The 13,849-nt window shown below is 62.6% G+C and carries 8 protein-coding genes; 4 read left to right on the top strand and 4 right to left on the bottom strand.

Annotation, left to right across the window (positions count from 1 at the left end; translation table 11 throughout):
- Nucleotides 1–2: 2 nt before the first annotated feature.
- Both ACEWE8_RS09360 and ACEWE8_RS09355 read right to left on the bottom strand, forming a co-directional pair.
- Nucleotides 3–1,610 carry a carboxyl transferase domain-containing protein gene (locus ACEWE8_RS09360; RefSeq protein ID WP_046787292.1) on the bottom strand — a complete coding sequence of 536 codons (1,608 nt, stop codon included), beginning with the start codon at nucleotides 1,608–1,610 and terminating at the stop codon, nucleotides 3–5.
- 19 nt (nucleotides 1,611–1,629) lie between these two features.
- Nucleotides 1,630–2,793: an isovaleryl-CoA dehydrogenase gene (locus ACEWE8_RS09355; RefSeq protein ID WP_012313713.1), complete on the bottom strand. Its 1,164-nt coding sequence runs from the start codon at nucleotides 2,791–2,793 to the stop codon at nucleotides 1,630–1,632.
- 216 nt (nucleotides 2,794–3,009) lie between these two features.
- Between ACEWE8_RS09355 and ACEWE8_RS09350 the strand changes: the two genes are divergently transcribed.
- Complete coding sequence (locus tag ACEWE8_RS09350) at nucleotides 3,010–4,683, top strand: AMP-binding protein (protein WP_046787291.1); 1,674 nt, start codon at nucleotides 3,010–3,012, stop codon at nucleotides 4,681–4,683.
- A gap of 86 nt (nucleotides 4,684–4,769) precedes the next feature.
- Here the strand turns inward: ACEWE8_RS09350 and ACEWE8_RS09345 are convergent, their stop codons facing one another.
- Nucleotides 4,770–5,699, bottom strand: a complete 930-nt coding sequence (locus tag ACEWE8_RS09345; protein WP_080952156.1) for an RHS repeat-associated core domain-containing protein — start codon at nucleotides 5,697–5,699, stop codon at nucleotides 4,770–4,772.
- A gap of 227 nt (nucleotides 5,700–5,926) precedes the next feature.
- Nucleotides 5,927–6,088 (bottom strand): hypothetical protein, encoded by a 162-nt coding sequence (locus ACEWE8_RS09340; RefSeq protein WP_177010474.1) that lies wholly within the window; start codon nucleotides 6,086–6,088, stop codon nucleotides 5,927–5,929.
- Between the two features lie 139 nt (nucleotides 6,089–6,227).
- Here ACEWE8_RS09340 and ACEWE8_RS09335 point away from each other — a divergent pair, with 139 nt between their 5' ends.
- From ACEWE8_RS09335 to glgB, 3 genes are read left to right on the top strand one after another with little or no spacing between them, the layout of a single operon-like run.
- Entirely contained in the window at nucleotides 6,228–8,246 is a 2,019-nt protein-coding gene (locus tag ACEWE8_RS09335) for an alpha-1,4-glucan--maltose-1-phosphate maltosyltransferase (RefSeq protein ID WP_046787290.1), read from the top strand.
- 42 nt (nucleotides 8,247–8,288) lie between these two features.
- On the top strand, nucleotides 8,289–11,606 hold the full coding sequence (gene treS, locus ACEWE8_RS09330; protein ID WP_046787289.1) for a maltose alpha-D-glucosyltransferase: 3,318 nt from the start codon (nucleotides 8,289–8,291) through the stop codon (nucleotides 11,604–11,606).
- Nucleotides 11,607–13,817, top strand: coding sequence for a 1,4-alpha-glucan branching protein GlgB (gene glgB, locus ACEWE8_RS09325; RefSeq protein WP_395589295.1), 2,211 nt, complete (start codon nucleotides 11,607–11,609; stop codon nucleotides 13,815–13,817). It begins immediately after the preceding gene.
- Nucleotides 13,818–13,849 lie beyond the last annotated feature (32 nt).

Genomic DNA, 13,849 nt, shown 5'->3' with positions numbered 1-13,849 from the left:
GGTCACATCCGGAAAATGCCGAAGCGGCTCTGTTCGATTGGTGCGTTCAGCGCGGCGGACAACGCCAGGCCTAGCACGTCGCGGGTCTGCGCCGGGTCGATGACGCCGTCGTCCCATAGCCGGGCGCTGGAATAGTAGGGGTGACCCTGGTGTTCGTACTGGTCGAGAATGGGCTGCTTGAGCCTGGCCTCATCCTCGGCGCTGAAGGCCTGGCCGCTGCGTTCGCTCTGCTCGCGCTTGACCTGGGCCAGCACCCCGGCAGCCTGTTCGGCCCCCATCACGCCAATCCGCGCATTGGGCCACATCCACAGGAAGCGCGGATCATAGGCGCGGCCACACATGCCGTAGTTGCCAGCGCCAAAGCTGCCACCGATGATCACCGTGAACTTCGGCACCTGGGCGCAGGCCACGGCGGTGACCAGCTTGGCGCCGTGCTTGGCGATGCCGCCTTCTTCGTACTTCTTGCCGACCATGAAGCCGGTGATGTTTTGCAGGAACAGCAGAGGGATGCCGCGTTGGCAGGCCAGTTCGATGAAGTGCGCGCCTTTCTGCGCGGCTTCGGCGAACAGGATGCCGTTGTTGGCCAGTATCGCCACCGGGTAGCCGTGCAGGTGGGCAAAGCCGCACACCAGTGTGGTGCCGAACAGTGCCTTGAATTCATCGAACACCGAGCCATCGACCAGCCGCGCAATGACCTCGCGCACATCGAACGGTTGCTTGGCATCCGCCGGTACCACGCCATACAACTCGTCGGCGGCATACAGTGGCGCCACCGGGGCCAGGCACTGCAGCTTGCCCAGCTTGTGCCAGTTGAGGTTGGCCACGCTGCGCCGGGCGATGGCCAGGGCGTGCTCGTCATTGTCGGCATAATGGTCGGCCACGCCGCTGGTGCGGCAGTGCACATCGGCACCGCCGAGGTCTTCGGCGCTCACCACCTCACCCGTCGCGGCTTTCACCAGTGGCGGGCCCGCCAGGAAGATGGTCGCCTGCTGGCGGACCATGATCGCTTCGTCGGCCATGGCCGGCACATAGGCGCCGCCTGCGGTGCACGAGCCCATGACCACGGCGATCTGCGGGATGCCCAGCGCGCTCATGTTGGCCTGGTTGAAGAAGATTCGCCCGAAGTGCTCGCGGTCCGGGAACACTTCATCCTGGCGCGGCAGGTTGGCGCCGCCCGAGTCCACCAGGTAGATGCACGGCAGACGGTTCTGCTGGGCGATGGCTTGCGCACGCAGGTGCTTTTTGACCGTCAGCGGGTAATACGAACCGCCTTTTACGGTGGCGTCGTTGGCCACGATCATGCATTCCACGCCTTCGACACGGCCGATGCCCGCGATGACGCCGGCAGCGGGCACGTCTTCGCCGTACACCTCATGGGCGGCCAGCTGGCCGATTTCGAGAAATGGCGAGCCCGGGTCCAGCAGACGATCGATACGCTCACGCGGTAGCAGTTTGCCCCTGGAGGTGTGCCGTTCTTGGGCCTTGGGCCCGCCGCCTTGTGCAATGTGGGCGAGCAGGCCGCGCAGGGCCTGGACCTGTTCGAGCATGGCCGCGCTGTTGCCGGCGAATTCCGCCGAACGCGGGTTGATCTGGGTGTGCAAGGTAGCCATGTGCGCCCGTCCCTTGTGCTCAGCGGGTTTCGTTGAACAGTTCGCGGCCGATCAGCATCCTGCGGATTTCGCTGGTGCCGGCGCCGATCTCGTACAGCTTGGCGTCGCGCAGCAAGCGGCCCGCCGGGAATTCATTGATGTAGCCGTTGCCGCCGAGAATCTGGATCGCTTCCAGGGCCATCTGCGTGGCGCGCTCCGCGGTGTACAGGATCACCCCGGCGGCGTCCTTGCGTGTGGTCTCGCCACGGTCGCAGGCCTGGGCCACGGCGTACAGGTAGGCGCGGCTGGCGTTCAGTTGGGTGTACATGTCGGCGATCTTGCCCTGGATCAACTGGAACTCGCCGATGCTCTGGCCGAACTGCTTGCGGTCGTGGATGTACGGGACCACCAGGTCCATGCAGCTTTGCATGATGCCGGTGGGGCCACCGGAGAGCACCACGCGCTCGTAGTCCAGGCCGCTCATCAGTACGCGCACGCCGCCGTTGAGCTGGCCGAGGATGTTTTCTTCCGGCACTTCGACGTCATCGAAGAACAGCTCGCAGGTGTTGGAGCCGCGCATGCCCAGCTTGTCGAACTTGTTGCTGCGGCTGAAGCCTTGCCAGTCGCGCTCGACGATGAACGCAGTGATGCCGTGGGCGCCCTTGTCCAGGTCGGTCTTGGCGTAGATCACGTAGGTGTTGGCATCCGGGCCGTTGGTGATCCAGGTCTTGCTGCCGTTGAGCACGTAGCGGTCGCCGCGCTTTTCGGCGCGCAGTTTCATCGACACCACGTCGGAGCCGGCGTTTGGCTCGCTCATGGCCAGCGCGCCGATGTGCTCACCGCTGATCAGCTTGGGCAGGTACTTGAGCTTCTGCTCATGGGTGCCGTTGCGGTTGATCTGGTTGACGCACAGGTTGGAGTGGGCGCCGTAGGACAGCGCCACCGAGGCTGAGCCACGGCTGATTTCTTCCATCGACACCACGTGGGCCAGGTAGCCCAGGCCGGCGCCGCCGTATTCTTCCGGTACCGTGATGCCCAGCAGGCCCATGTCGCCAAACTTGCGCCACATGTCGGCAGGGAAAAGGTTGTCGTGGTCGATCTGTGCGGCGCGTGGCGCCAGCTCGGCGGCGACGAAGGTGCGCACCTGGTCACGGAGCATGTCGATGGTTTCGCCCAGGGCGAAGTTCAGGGAGGGGTAATGCATGGGGCACCTTCTTGTTCTTGAAATTAGGAAACACCGTAGCTCAGCAAGCGGTAGCCATTGGCTATGAGCGCTATGTCGTTTTCACCTTTACGTTAACGTAAACCTGCGGTCCGCCGGTGTCAATCCGGTCATCACCTTTACGTAAACGTAAATCTGCGCCACAGTATTTGTCGCTTGCTTGAGCCGTGCCCAGAACAACCACAAGAAGGGACACCCATGAGTCAACCCAGCTACACCCAAGGTCGTCAGGACCAACCCTTGCTGACCCTGACCATTGGCCAGGCCTTCGATGCGACCGTGGCCCGTTACGCCGATGGCGAAGCGTTGGTGGTGCGCCAGCAGGGCCTGCGTTTCACCTGGCAGCAGTTGGCCGAACAGGTCGATGTCCATGCCCGGGCGTTGATGGCCCTGGGTGTCGACAGGGGGGACCGGGTCGGCATCTGGTCACCCAACTGCGCCCAGTGGTGCATCCTGCAGCTGGCCAGCGCCAAGGTCGGTGCGATTCTGGTCAATATCAACCCGGCCTACCGGGTGGGCGAGCTGGAGTACGTGTTGCGCCAGTCCGGCTGCCGCTGGCTGGTGTGCGCCGATGCCTTCAAGACGTCCGATTACCATGCCATGGTCAAGGAGCTGATACCGGGGCTGGCTGCAGTGGTGCCCGGTGACTTGGCCAGCGAGCGCCTGCCCGAGCTGCGCGGGGTGATCAGCCTGGCCGGCAACCCGCCCCCAGGTTTTCTGGCGTGGCATGCGCTTGGCGAGCGGGCAGGGGAGACGGCTGTTGAGGCTTATCAGGCTCGCCAGCGCAGCCTGCAGTTCGATCAGCCGGTGAACATCCAGTACACCTCCGGCACCACTGGCGCGCCCAAGGGGGCGACGCTCAGCCATTACAACATCCTCAACAACGGTTTCATGGTTGGCGAAAGTCTGGGCCTGACCAGCACCGACCGCATGGTGATCCCGGTACCGCTGTACCACTGCTTCGGCATGGTCATGGCCAACCTCGGTTGCATCACCCATGGCAGCACCATGATCTACCCTAGCGACGCCTTCGATGCCGAGCTCACTCTGCGTGCGGTCGCCGAGGAGCGCGCCAGCATCCTCTATGGCGTGCCGACCATGTTCATCGCCATGCTCGACCACCCGTCGCGCCAGCACCTGGACCTTTCGACCCTGCGCAGCGGCATCATGGCCGGTGCCACATGCCCGATCGAGGTCATGCGCCGGGTCATCGACCAACTGCACATGGCCCAGGTGCAAATTGCCTATGGCATGACCGAAACCAGTCCGGTGTCCCTGCAGACCGGCCCCGACGATGACCTGGAGCTGCGCGTGACCACGGTTGGCCGCACCCAGCCCCAGCTGGAGACCAAACTGGTGGATGCCGACGGCTGCATCGTGCCCAGGGGCGAGATCGGCGAATTGTGCACCCGTGGCTACAGCGTGATGCTCGGTTACTGGGACAACCCGCAGGCCACGGCGGATGCCATCGATCCTGCAGGGTGGATGCACTCGGGCGACCTGGCGGTGATGGATGAAGATGGCCATGTGCGCATCGTCGGGCGCAACAAGGACATGATCATTCGCGGTGGCGAAAACATTTATCCGCGCGAGCTCGAGGAGTTCTTCTATACCCACCCGGCGGTGGCCGATGCGCAGGTGATCGGCATTCCATGTAGCCGCTACGGCGAGGAAATTGTGGCCTGGATCAAGCTGCACCCTGGGCACAGCGCAACCGTCGAAGAACTGCGGGATTGGTGCAAGGCGCGCATCGCACACTTCAAAGTGCCGCAGCATATCCGCTTTGTCGATGAGTACCCCATGACAGTGACGGGTAAGGTGCAGAAGTTCCGGATGCGAGAGGTCAGTGTGGCAGAAATCGTGGCGACTTGAGAGTGATGCTCCTCGGGTTGCCCCGCTTTAAGTGCTTCGAACAACCTGAGGAGCCTTGCCATCCACTGTACTGCTGGCGGAATTGACTAGTTTTTATTTTTTCTGACAACCGATAGTAGTCTACTCAATAAGCTTGGTTTTTCTGGGTAAAAAACGATCGGCTTGGGGTTTTTGATTTCCAGATTTGTTTCTATGTTTAGAAACTCCCCGTCAGTGTGGTGTAGCCGGAAGACATTCTTTTTATAGGTATATACTGGGCGCTCGGTCAAGTTTGCCATTGTTTGCCCGACGGGTTTCGACCAGCCGGTATAGCCTCCCCTACTTCCGGCTTTACAGCTAAGCAAGTGTATAGGGCCGTCAGTTAGCTCAAGGTTGGCGTCCTGCATCTTTTGCAGTACTTCACGGGGCTTGTATCCACCAATCGTGCCTAAGCTTCTATCGCCATGACCTTTAATATAGGTCATGCCATCGGAGTTGTAGCCTACCAGTAGTGCCCGGTTGTACCCACTTTGATTATCGACGACTTTGCCCAGTGCTATCATCGGACCGTCGGTGACCAATACCGGCTTTAAATTAAGACTGCGGGTGCGCCAGCGCCCACTGGGATCACTAAAGTTTGTAGGGTCACCGGACACAAATGCGTAAGCATTAACACCACCCCTGTCGAAAGGGCTGAAGTCATCAGGGCAGGTGAACCTGCGTAGAGTAGGGAGATAAGACCGATACCCCATGCCTAACCAGTATTGCGAACTGATGGCGTCGAAATACTCACCGTTGAATGCGACAGGTTGTACTTCATCCAAAGGGCTATGCCCGTATGCATCGTAAGCTACTAAATTCCGTATTGTTGAGGTGCTGTCGCTGATGGGGGAGTTATGTGGGTCGCAGGCCAATAGATGTATTTCTTTGTTTTTTCTATAGGCCGAAATAACTGTTTCATTCCTCAAGATGTAGGAAGTTTGTGTAGGGCTAAGCGTTGTAATATATGTGGCGTTACGGTAAAAGTGTCTTTTCATCGTCCAGGCCTCTTGGGGTAATTGGCACAGCGGCCCACTCGCTCACCTGCGCAGTCAGCGCATAGCATGTGTCGCGCACTTCAAGCGGCAAAGTTCTATAGGCTGGAGATGAGTGTGGCACCAAGGATTATCCCAATAGTGAGTTTTCTGAAAAATTGGGGGGGCCATCATCGAATCAATCCGCCCACGCCGCTACTGGCAAAAATATCAGGTGGCGTGGTCTACCCTTAAGCCTTCACCGGTGGCTCCTGGCTCGGCGGGTCGCCGACCGTCGGCGGCTCGGTCGGCTTGATCGGCAGCTCGTCCGGATCATCTTCCGGCACGGGCGGCGGCAGGCTCGGGTCGTCGATGTTGGGGTCGGGTGTCTCTGGTGGAATGGGAATGTTCATGGCCTGACCTCGCAGGGTGAATGAGAGGGTGGTGCAGGCTTTGATACGTGGCTGCGCCGTTTGCTCAATTTTTTTGAACCCCCTGCGTGGACGATGGCTCTGAACCCTTACCGCCAATGCCAACAGGGAGCCAGGACCGATGTCGCGCAACGAGCCCTTCGAAAGCGTACCGATGGCGAACGATCACCCCGACCAGGCCATCAGCCTGTCCCAGGCGCTGCTGGCGCCGCGCATCGTGATCGAGGATACCCAGCCCGCACTTGACGGTGGCGGTTTCGCCGTCAAGGCCATCAGCGGCCTGCCGGTTGCAGTCAGCAGCAAGGTCTACAGCGATGGCCACGATCGCCTGGCTGTGATGCTCAAGTGGCGGCAGGCCCATGGCCGGCGCTGGCACTGCGTGCCCATGCATTCGCCGGGCAACGACCTGTGGCTGGCCGAATTCACCCCCACCGAACTCGGCCCGCACCTGTTCAGTATCGAGGCCTGGATCGATCCGTTCGCCACTTATTGCCACGACCTGGAGAAGAAGTTCCACGCCGGCGTCGACGTGAAGCTGGAACTGGAAGAGGGCCGCCAGCTGCTCGGCAAAGGCGCAGAGCGCAGCGAGGGCGAACTGCGCAAGCAGATCGAGGCACTGCAGGCTCAGTTGCCCACGTTGGCCCAGGCTGACCAGGTGGCGCTGCTGCTGGATGCGCAGGCGTCGCGCCTGATGACCGAGGCCGAGCACCGCAGCTACCTCACCTGCAGCCGCGAATTCCCGGTCGATGTCGACCGCCCGGCCGCGCAGTTCGCCAGCTGGTATGAGCTGTTCCCGCGTTCGATCACCGACAGCCCTGAGCGCCACGGTACCTTCAACGACGTGCACGAGCGTTTGCCGATGATTCGTGACATGGGCTTTGACGTGCTGTATTTCCCGCCCATTCATCCGATCGGCAAGCAGCACCGCAAGGGCCGCAACAATGCCTTGCGCGCTGAGCCCAACGACCCGGGCAGCCCCTATGCCATCGGCAGCCCCGAGGGCGGGCACGATGCCATTCACCCGCAGCTGGGCACCCGGGAGGACTTCCGCCGCCTGGTGGCCGCCGCCGCCGAGCACGGGCTGGAGATCGCCCTGGACTTCGCCATCCAGTGCTCCCAGGACCACCCGTGGCTCAAGGAACATCCCGGCTGGTTCAGCTGGCGCCCCGATGGCACCATCCGCTACGCCGAAAACCCGCCGAAGAAGTACCAGGACATCGTCAACGTCGATTTCTACGCCGCTGACGCCGTGCCGTCGCTGTGGCTGGCCCTGCGCGATGTGGTGGTGGGCTGGGTCGAGGAGGGGGTAAAGACCTTCCGCGTCGACAACCCGCACACCAAACCGCTGCCGTTCTGGCAATGGTTGATCGCCAATGTGCGCAGCCAGTACCCGGACGTGATCTTCCTGGCTGAAGCCTTCACCAAACCGGCGATGATGGCGCGCCTGGGCAAGGTGGGGTACGCCCAGAGCTACACCTATTTCACCTGGCGCAATACCAAACAGGAACTGCGCGAGTATTTCGAGCAGCTCAATCAGCCACCCTGGAGCCTGTGCTACCGGCCCAACTTCTTCGTCAACACGCCGGACATCAACCCGTTCTTCCTGCACACCAGTGGCCGTGCGGGGTTTCTGATCCGCGCCGCGCTGGCGACCATGGGGTCGGGGCTGTGGGGCATGTACTCGGGCTTCGAGCTGTGCGAAGGCACACCCCTGCCGGGCAAGGAAGAGTACCTGGATTCGGAGAAGTACGAGATCCGCCCGCGCGATTTCACCCAGCCCGGCAACATCATTGCCGAAATCGCCCAACTCAATCGCATCCGCCGGCAGAACCGTGCCCTGCAGACGCACCTGGGCGTGGCGTTCTTCAACTGCTGGAACGACAACATCCTGTATTTCGCCAAGCGCACGCCCGAGCGCGACAACTACATCCTGATAGCGGTCAGCCTCGACCCGCACAACGCCCAGGAGGCCAGCTTCGAACTGCCGCTGTGGGAGCTGGGGCTGGACGATGACGCCGACACCCTGGGCGAAGACCTGATGAACGGCCACCGCTGGACCTGGCATGGCAAGACCCAATGGATGCGTATCGAACCGTGGCATCAGCCATTTGGTATCTGGCGCATAGAAAAGGCCCGATAAGCCCCAGGGCGGCGCTGAACCCGCAATTGAAAGGAGTCGCACATGGCCAAGCGTTCCCGCCCGGCAGCCTTCCTCGACGACCCGTTGTGGTACAAGGACGCCGTGATCTACCAGCTGCACATCAAGTCGTTCTTCGATGCCAACAACGACGGCATCGGTGACTTCGCCGGCCTGATCAGCAAGCTCGACTACATCGCCGACCTGGGCGTCAACACCCTCTGGCTGTTGCCGTTCTACCCCTCGCCACGGCGCGACGACGGTTATGACATCGCTGAATACAAAGCCGTACATCCCGACTACGGCAGCATGGCCGATGCCAAGCGTTTCATCGCCGAGGCGCACAAGCGCGGGTTGCGGGTGATTACCGAGCTGGTCATCAACCACACCAGCGACCAGCACCCCTGGTTCCAGCGCGCCCGCCATGCCAAGCGCGGCAGCAAGGCCCGCGACTTCTACGTATGGTCGGATGACGACCAGCAATACGACGGTACGCGGATCATCTTCCTCGACACCGAGAAGTCCAACTGGACCTGGGACCCGGTGGCCGGCCAGTACTTCTGGCACCGCTTCTACTCGCACCAGCCGGACCTGAATTTCGACAACCCGCAAGTGCTCAAGGCCGTGATCGGGGTGATGCGCTTCTGGCTGGACCTGGGCGTAGACGGCTTGCGCCTGGACGCCATCCCCTACCTCATCGAGCGCGATGGCACCAACAACGAGAACCTCCCCGAGACCCACAAGGTACTCAAGGCGATTCGTGCCGAGATCGATGCCAATTACCCCGACCGCATGCTGCTCGCCGAGGCTAATCAGTGGCCCGAGGACACGCGCCCGTACTTTGGCGAGGGCGATGGCGACGAGTGTCACATGGCCTTTCACTTCCCGCTGATGCCGCGCATGTACATGGCCTTGGCCATGGAAGACCGCTTCCCAATCACCGACATCCTGCGCCAGACCCCGGAAATTCCGGCCAATTGCCAGTGGGCCATCTTCCTGCGCAACCACGATGAGCTGACCCTTGAGATGGTCACCGATCGCGAGCGCGATTACCTGTGGAACTACTACGCCCAAGACCGTCGCGCGCGCATCAACCTGGGTATTCGCCGCCGCCTTGCGCCGTTGCTGCAACGCGACCGCCGGCGCATCGAGCTGCTCACCAGCCTGCTGCTGTCGATGCCCGGCACGCCGACCCTTTACTACGGTGACGAACTGGGCATGGGCGACAACATCTACCTGGGCGACCGTGACGGTGTGCGTACCCCCATGCAGTGGTCGCCGGACCGCAACGGCGGTTTCTCCAAGGCCGACCCGCAGCGCCTGGTACTGCCGCCGATCATGGACCCGTTGTACGGCTACCAGACTGTCAACGTCGAGGCGCAGGCCCACGACCCGCATTCGCTGCTCAACTGGAACCGCCGCCTGCTGGCGGTGCGCAACCAGCAGAAAGCCTTCGGCCGCGGCACCTTGCGTACGCTCACCCCGAGCAATCGCCGCATCCTGGCGTACATCCGCGAGTACACCGATGCCGAGGGCAACAGCGAAGTCATTCTGTGTGTTGCCAATGTGTCGCGTGCGGCGCAGGCCGCAGAACTTGAATTGTCCCAATACGCCGACAAGGTGCCAGTGGAGATGCTCGGCGGCAGCGCCTTCCCGCCGATCGGCCAGCTGCCGTTCCTGCTGACGTTGCCGCCTTATGCCTTCTACTGGTTCTTGCTGGCAGCGCACGACCGCATGCCCAGCTGGCATGTTCAAGCTACCGAGGGGTTGCCGGAATTGACTACGCTAGTGCTGCGCAAACGCATGGAAGAGCTGCTGGAAACGCCTTCGAGCGATACATTGCAAGGCGCGATTCTGCCGCAGTACCTGCCCAAACGGCGCTGGTTCGCCGGCAAGGAAGGGCCTGTCGACCAGGTGCGCCTGTGTTACGGCGTGCGCTTGGGCACCGCCACGACACCCGTGCTGCTCAGCGAAATCGAAGTGCTGGGCGATGGCGTGGCCAACCGTTACCAGTTGCCGTTCGGGCTGCTGCCTGAAGACCAGATCAGCAGCGCGTTGCCGCAACAACTGGCGCTGTCGCGGGTACGCCGTGGCCGTCAGGTGGGCCTGATCACCGATGCCTTTGTGCTCGAACCCTTCATTCGCGCTGTGCTGCGCGCCTGCCAGGACGGCCTGCGCCTGCCCTGTGGCAATGGCCAGGGCGAGCTGCGCTTCCACTGCACCGAACCGCTGGCCGGCCTGGGCCTCGATGAAGACAGCGCTGTGCGCTACCTGAGCGCCGAGCAGTCCAACAGTTCGGTAGTGGTGGGCGATCGCGTGGTGCTCAAGCTGATCCGCCGGGTCAACCCGGGGGTTCACCCGGAGCTGGAAATGAGCGCCTACCTCACCGCCGCCGGGTTCGCCAACATTTCGCCGCTGCTGGCCTGGGTCAGCCGCGTGGACGAGGCGCAGGCCCCGCACCTGCTGATGATCGCCCAGGGTTACCTGAGCAACCAGGGCGACGCCTGGGCCTGGACCCAGAACACGCTGGAGCGGGCCATCCGCGACGAGATGGAGCCATCCAGCAACGATGGTGAAGCGCATACCGACGCACTGGCCGAGCTCAACGGTTTTGCTGCCTTGCTTGGCCAGCGTCTGGGCGAGATGCATCTGTTGCTGGCCGCCCCGACCGACGACCCCGCCTTCCGGCCGCGCAGCAGCGATGGTGAAGACAGCGAGCGCTGGGCCCAACAGATCAGCAGCGAGCTCTGCCATGCCCTGGACTTGCTGGCGCAGCACCGCGACAACCTGGACAACGACAGCCAGGCGTTGGTCGACGACCTGCAACAGCAACGTGAAGGCCTTGCCCAGCACATCGCCAACCTGGCCAGGCAGGCCCAGGGTGGCCTGCTGATGCGGGTTCACGGCGACCTGCACCTGGGTCAGGTGCTGGTGGTGCAAGGGGATGCCTACCTCATCGATTTCGAAGGCGAGCCTTCGCGTGCGCTGCAAGAGCGGCGGGCCAAGCACAGCCCGTACAAGGATGTCAGCGGCGTGTTGCGATCCTTCGACTATGCTGCTGCGATGATCCTGCGCAGCGCCTCGGCGGTAGACGCTTCCGAGGCGGCACGGCAGGCTCGTCAGCGGGTCGCCCGGCAGTACCTGCACCAGTCGCGCCACGCCTTCGTCGAAGCCTATGGCCTGGCCACCGCCGCCATGCCTCACGCCTGGCAACAGGCCGAGGGCGAACGCGCCGCACTGGAACTGTTCTGCCTGGAAAAGGCCGCCTACGAGATTACTTATGAAGCCGAAAACCGGCCAAGTTGGCTGGCCGTGCCTTTGCATGGCTTGCATGGATTGATCAGTACCTGGGGAGAGTCATAGATGAATGCAACCACGCGTGATAACGGTGGCCTTCGGCAGCGGGAGCTCGATGCCCTTGCCCGCGCCGAGCACGCCGATCCTTTTGCAGTACTTGGCCCCCATGGCGATGGCGCGGGCGGGCTGTGGGTCCGCGCTTTTCTGCCAGCTGCCCTGAGCGCCCGGGCGCTGGCCCGCGATGACGGGCGTGTGCTTGCTGACATGCAGCAGGGCAGCCTGCCCGGGTTGTTCACCGCGCACCTGGATGATGCACAGCCGTACCTGTTGCAGATCGGCTGGGCCGGTGGCGAGCAGGTGACCGAAGACCCGTATAGCTTCGGCCCGCAATTGGGCGACATGGACCTGCACCTGTTTGCCGAGGGCAACCACCGCGACCTGTCCGGGCGCTTCGGCGCCCAGCCCATTGCGGTCGACGGCGTCCATGGCGTGTGCTTTTCGGTATGGGCGCCCAATGCGCGGCGCGTGTCGGTGGTGGGCGACTTCAACAATTGGGACGGCCGTCGTCACCCGATGCGCCTACGGCACAGTGCCGGGGTGTGGGAACTGTTCGTGCCGCGCCTGGGCGTAGGCGAAACCTACAAATTCGAGGTGCTGGGCAAGGAGGGCGTGCTGCCGCTGAAGGCCGACCCGCTTGCCCGCGCCACTGAGCTGCCGCCCAGCACCGCATCGAAGGTGGCCGGCGAACTCAGCCATTCATGGCAAGACCAGGAGTGGATGGAACACCGCGCCCAGCGCCATGCCTACAGTGCGCCGCTGTCGATCTATGAACTGCACCCAGGCTCCTGGCAGTGCGAGCTGGATGACTTGGGTGAAGTGTCGCGCTTCTACAATTGGCGCGAGCTGGCCGAGCGCCTGGTGCCCTACGTGCAGAAGCTCAACTTCACCCACATCGAGTTGCTGCCGATCATGGAGCATCCGTTCGGTGGCTCATGGGGCTACCAGCCCTTGTCGATGTTCGCGCCGACCTCGCGCTACGGCACGCCAGAAGACTTTGCCGCGTTCATCGACGCCTGCCACCAGGGCGGTATCGGTGTGATCCTCGACTGGGTGCCGGCGCATTTCCCTACGGACGAGCATGGCCTGGCGCGCTTCGACGGCACCGCTCTTTACGAGTACGACAACCCCCTGGAGGGCTTCCACCAGGACTGGAACACGTTGATCTACAACCTGGGCCGCAACGAAGTACGCGGTTTCATGCTGGCTTCGGCACTGCACTGGCTCAAGCACTTCCATATCGATGGCCTGCGGGTCGATGCGGTGGCCTCGATGCTGTACCGCGACTATTCGCGCAAGGCTGGCGAATGGGTGCCCAACCGCCATGGTGGGCGCGAGAACCTGGAGGCCATCGATTTCATCCGCCACCTCAACGGTGTGGCCGCCCATGAAGCGCCGGGCGCGCTGATCATCGCCGAAGAATCCACCGCCTGGCCGGGTGTCAGCCAGCCCACCCAGCAAGGTGGCCTGGGCTTCGCCTACAAGTGGAACATGGGCTGGATGCACGACACCCTGCACTACATCCAGAACGACCCGGTGCACCGCAGCTATCACCACAACGAGATGAGCTTCGGCCTGATCTATGCCTATTCCGAACATTTCATCCTGCCCATTTCCCACGATGAAGTGGTGCACGGCAAGCATTCTCTGATCGACAAGATGCCCGGTGATCGTTGGCAGAAGTTCGCCAACCTGCGGGCTTACCTGACCTTCATGTGGACTCACCCGGGCAAGAAGCTGTTGTTCATGGGCTGTGAGTTCGGCCAATGGCGGGAATGGAACCATGACCACCAGTTGGACTGGTACCTGCTGCAGTACCCCGAGCACCAGGGCGTGCAACGCCTGGTGGGTGACCTGAACCGGCTGTACCGTGACCTGCCGGCATTGCATGAGCAAGATTGCCAGCCGCAAGGTTTCCAGTGGCTGATCGGTGATGACGCGCAAAACTGTGTGTATGCCTGGCTGCGCTGGAGCAGCAACGGTGAGCCATTGCTGGTGGTGGCCAACTTCACCCCGGTACCGCGCGAGGGGTACCGGATCGGCGTGCCGTTCGGTGAGCGCTGGCAAGAGCTGCTCAACAGCGACGCCGAGCTGTATGCCGGGTCGAATGTGGGCAACCTGGGCGCGGTGGAGAGTGACGAGGTCGCCAGCCACGGGCAACCGCTGTCGCTGGCCCTGAACCTGCCGCCGCTGGGTGTACTGGTGATGAAACCCGCCTGATCCTTGGGCCTGAGTTGGCCTCTTGGCGGGCT

Origin of the sequence: Pseudomonas sp. TR47 (assembly GCF_044143025.1) — a bacterium.
Lineage (GTDB): Bacteria > Pseudomonadota > Gammaproteobacteria > Pseudomonadales > Pseudomonadaceae > Aquipseudomonas > Aquipseudomonas putida_E.
This window is presented reverse-complemented; position numbering and strand designations above follow the sequence as displayed.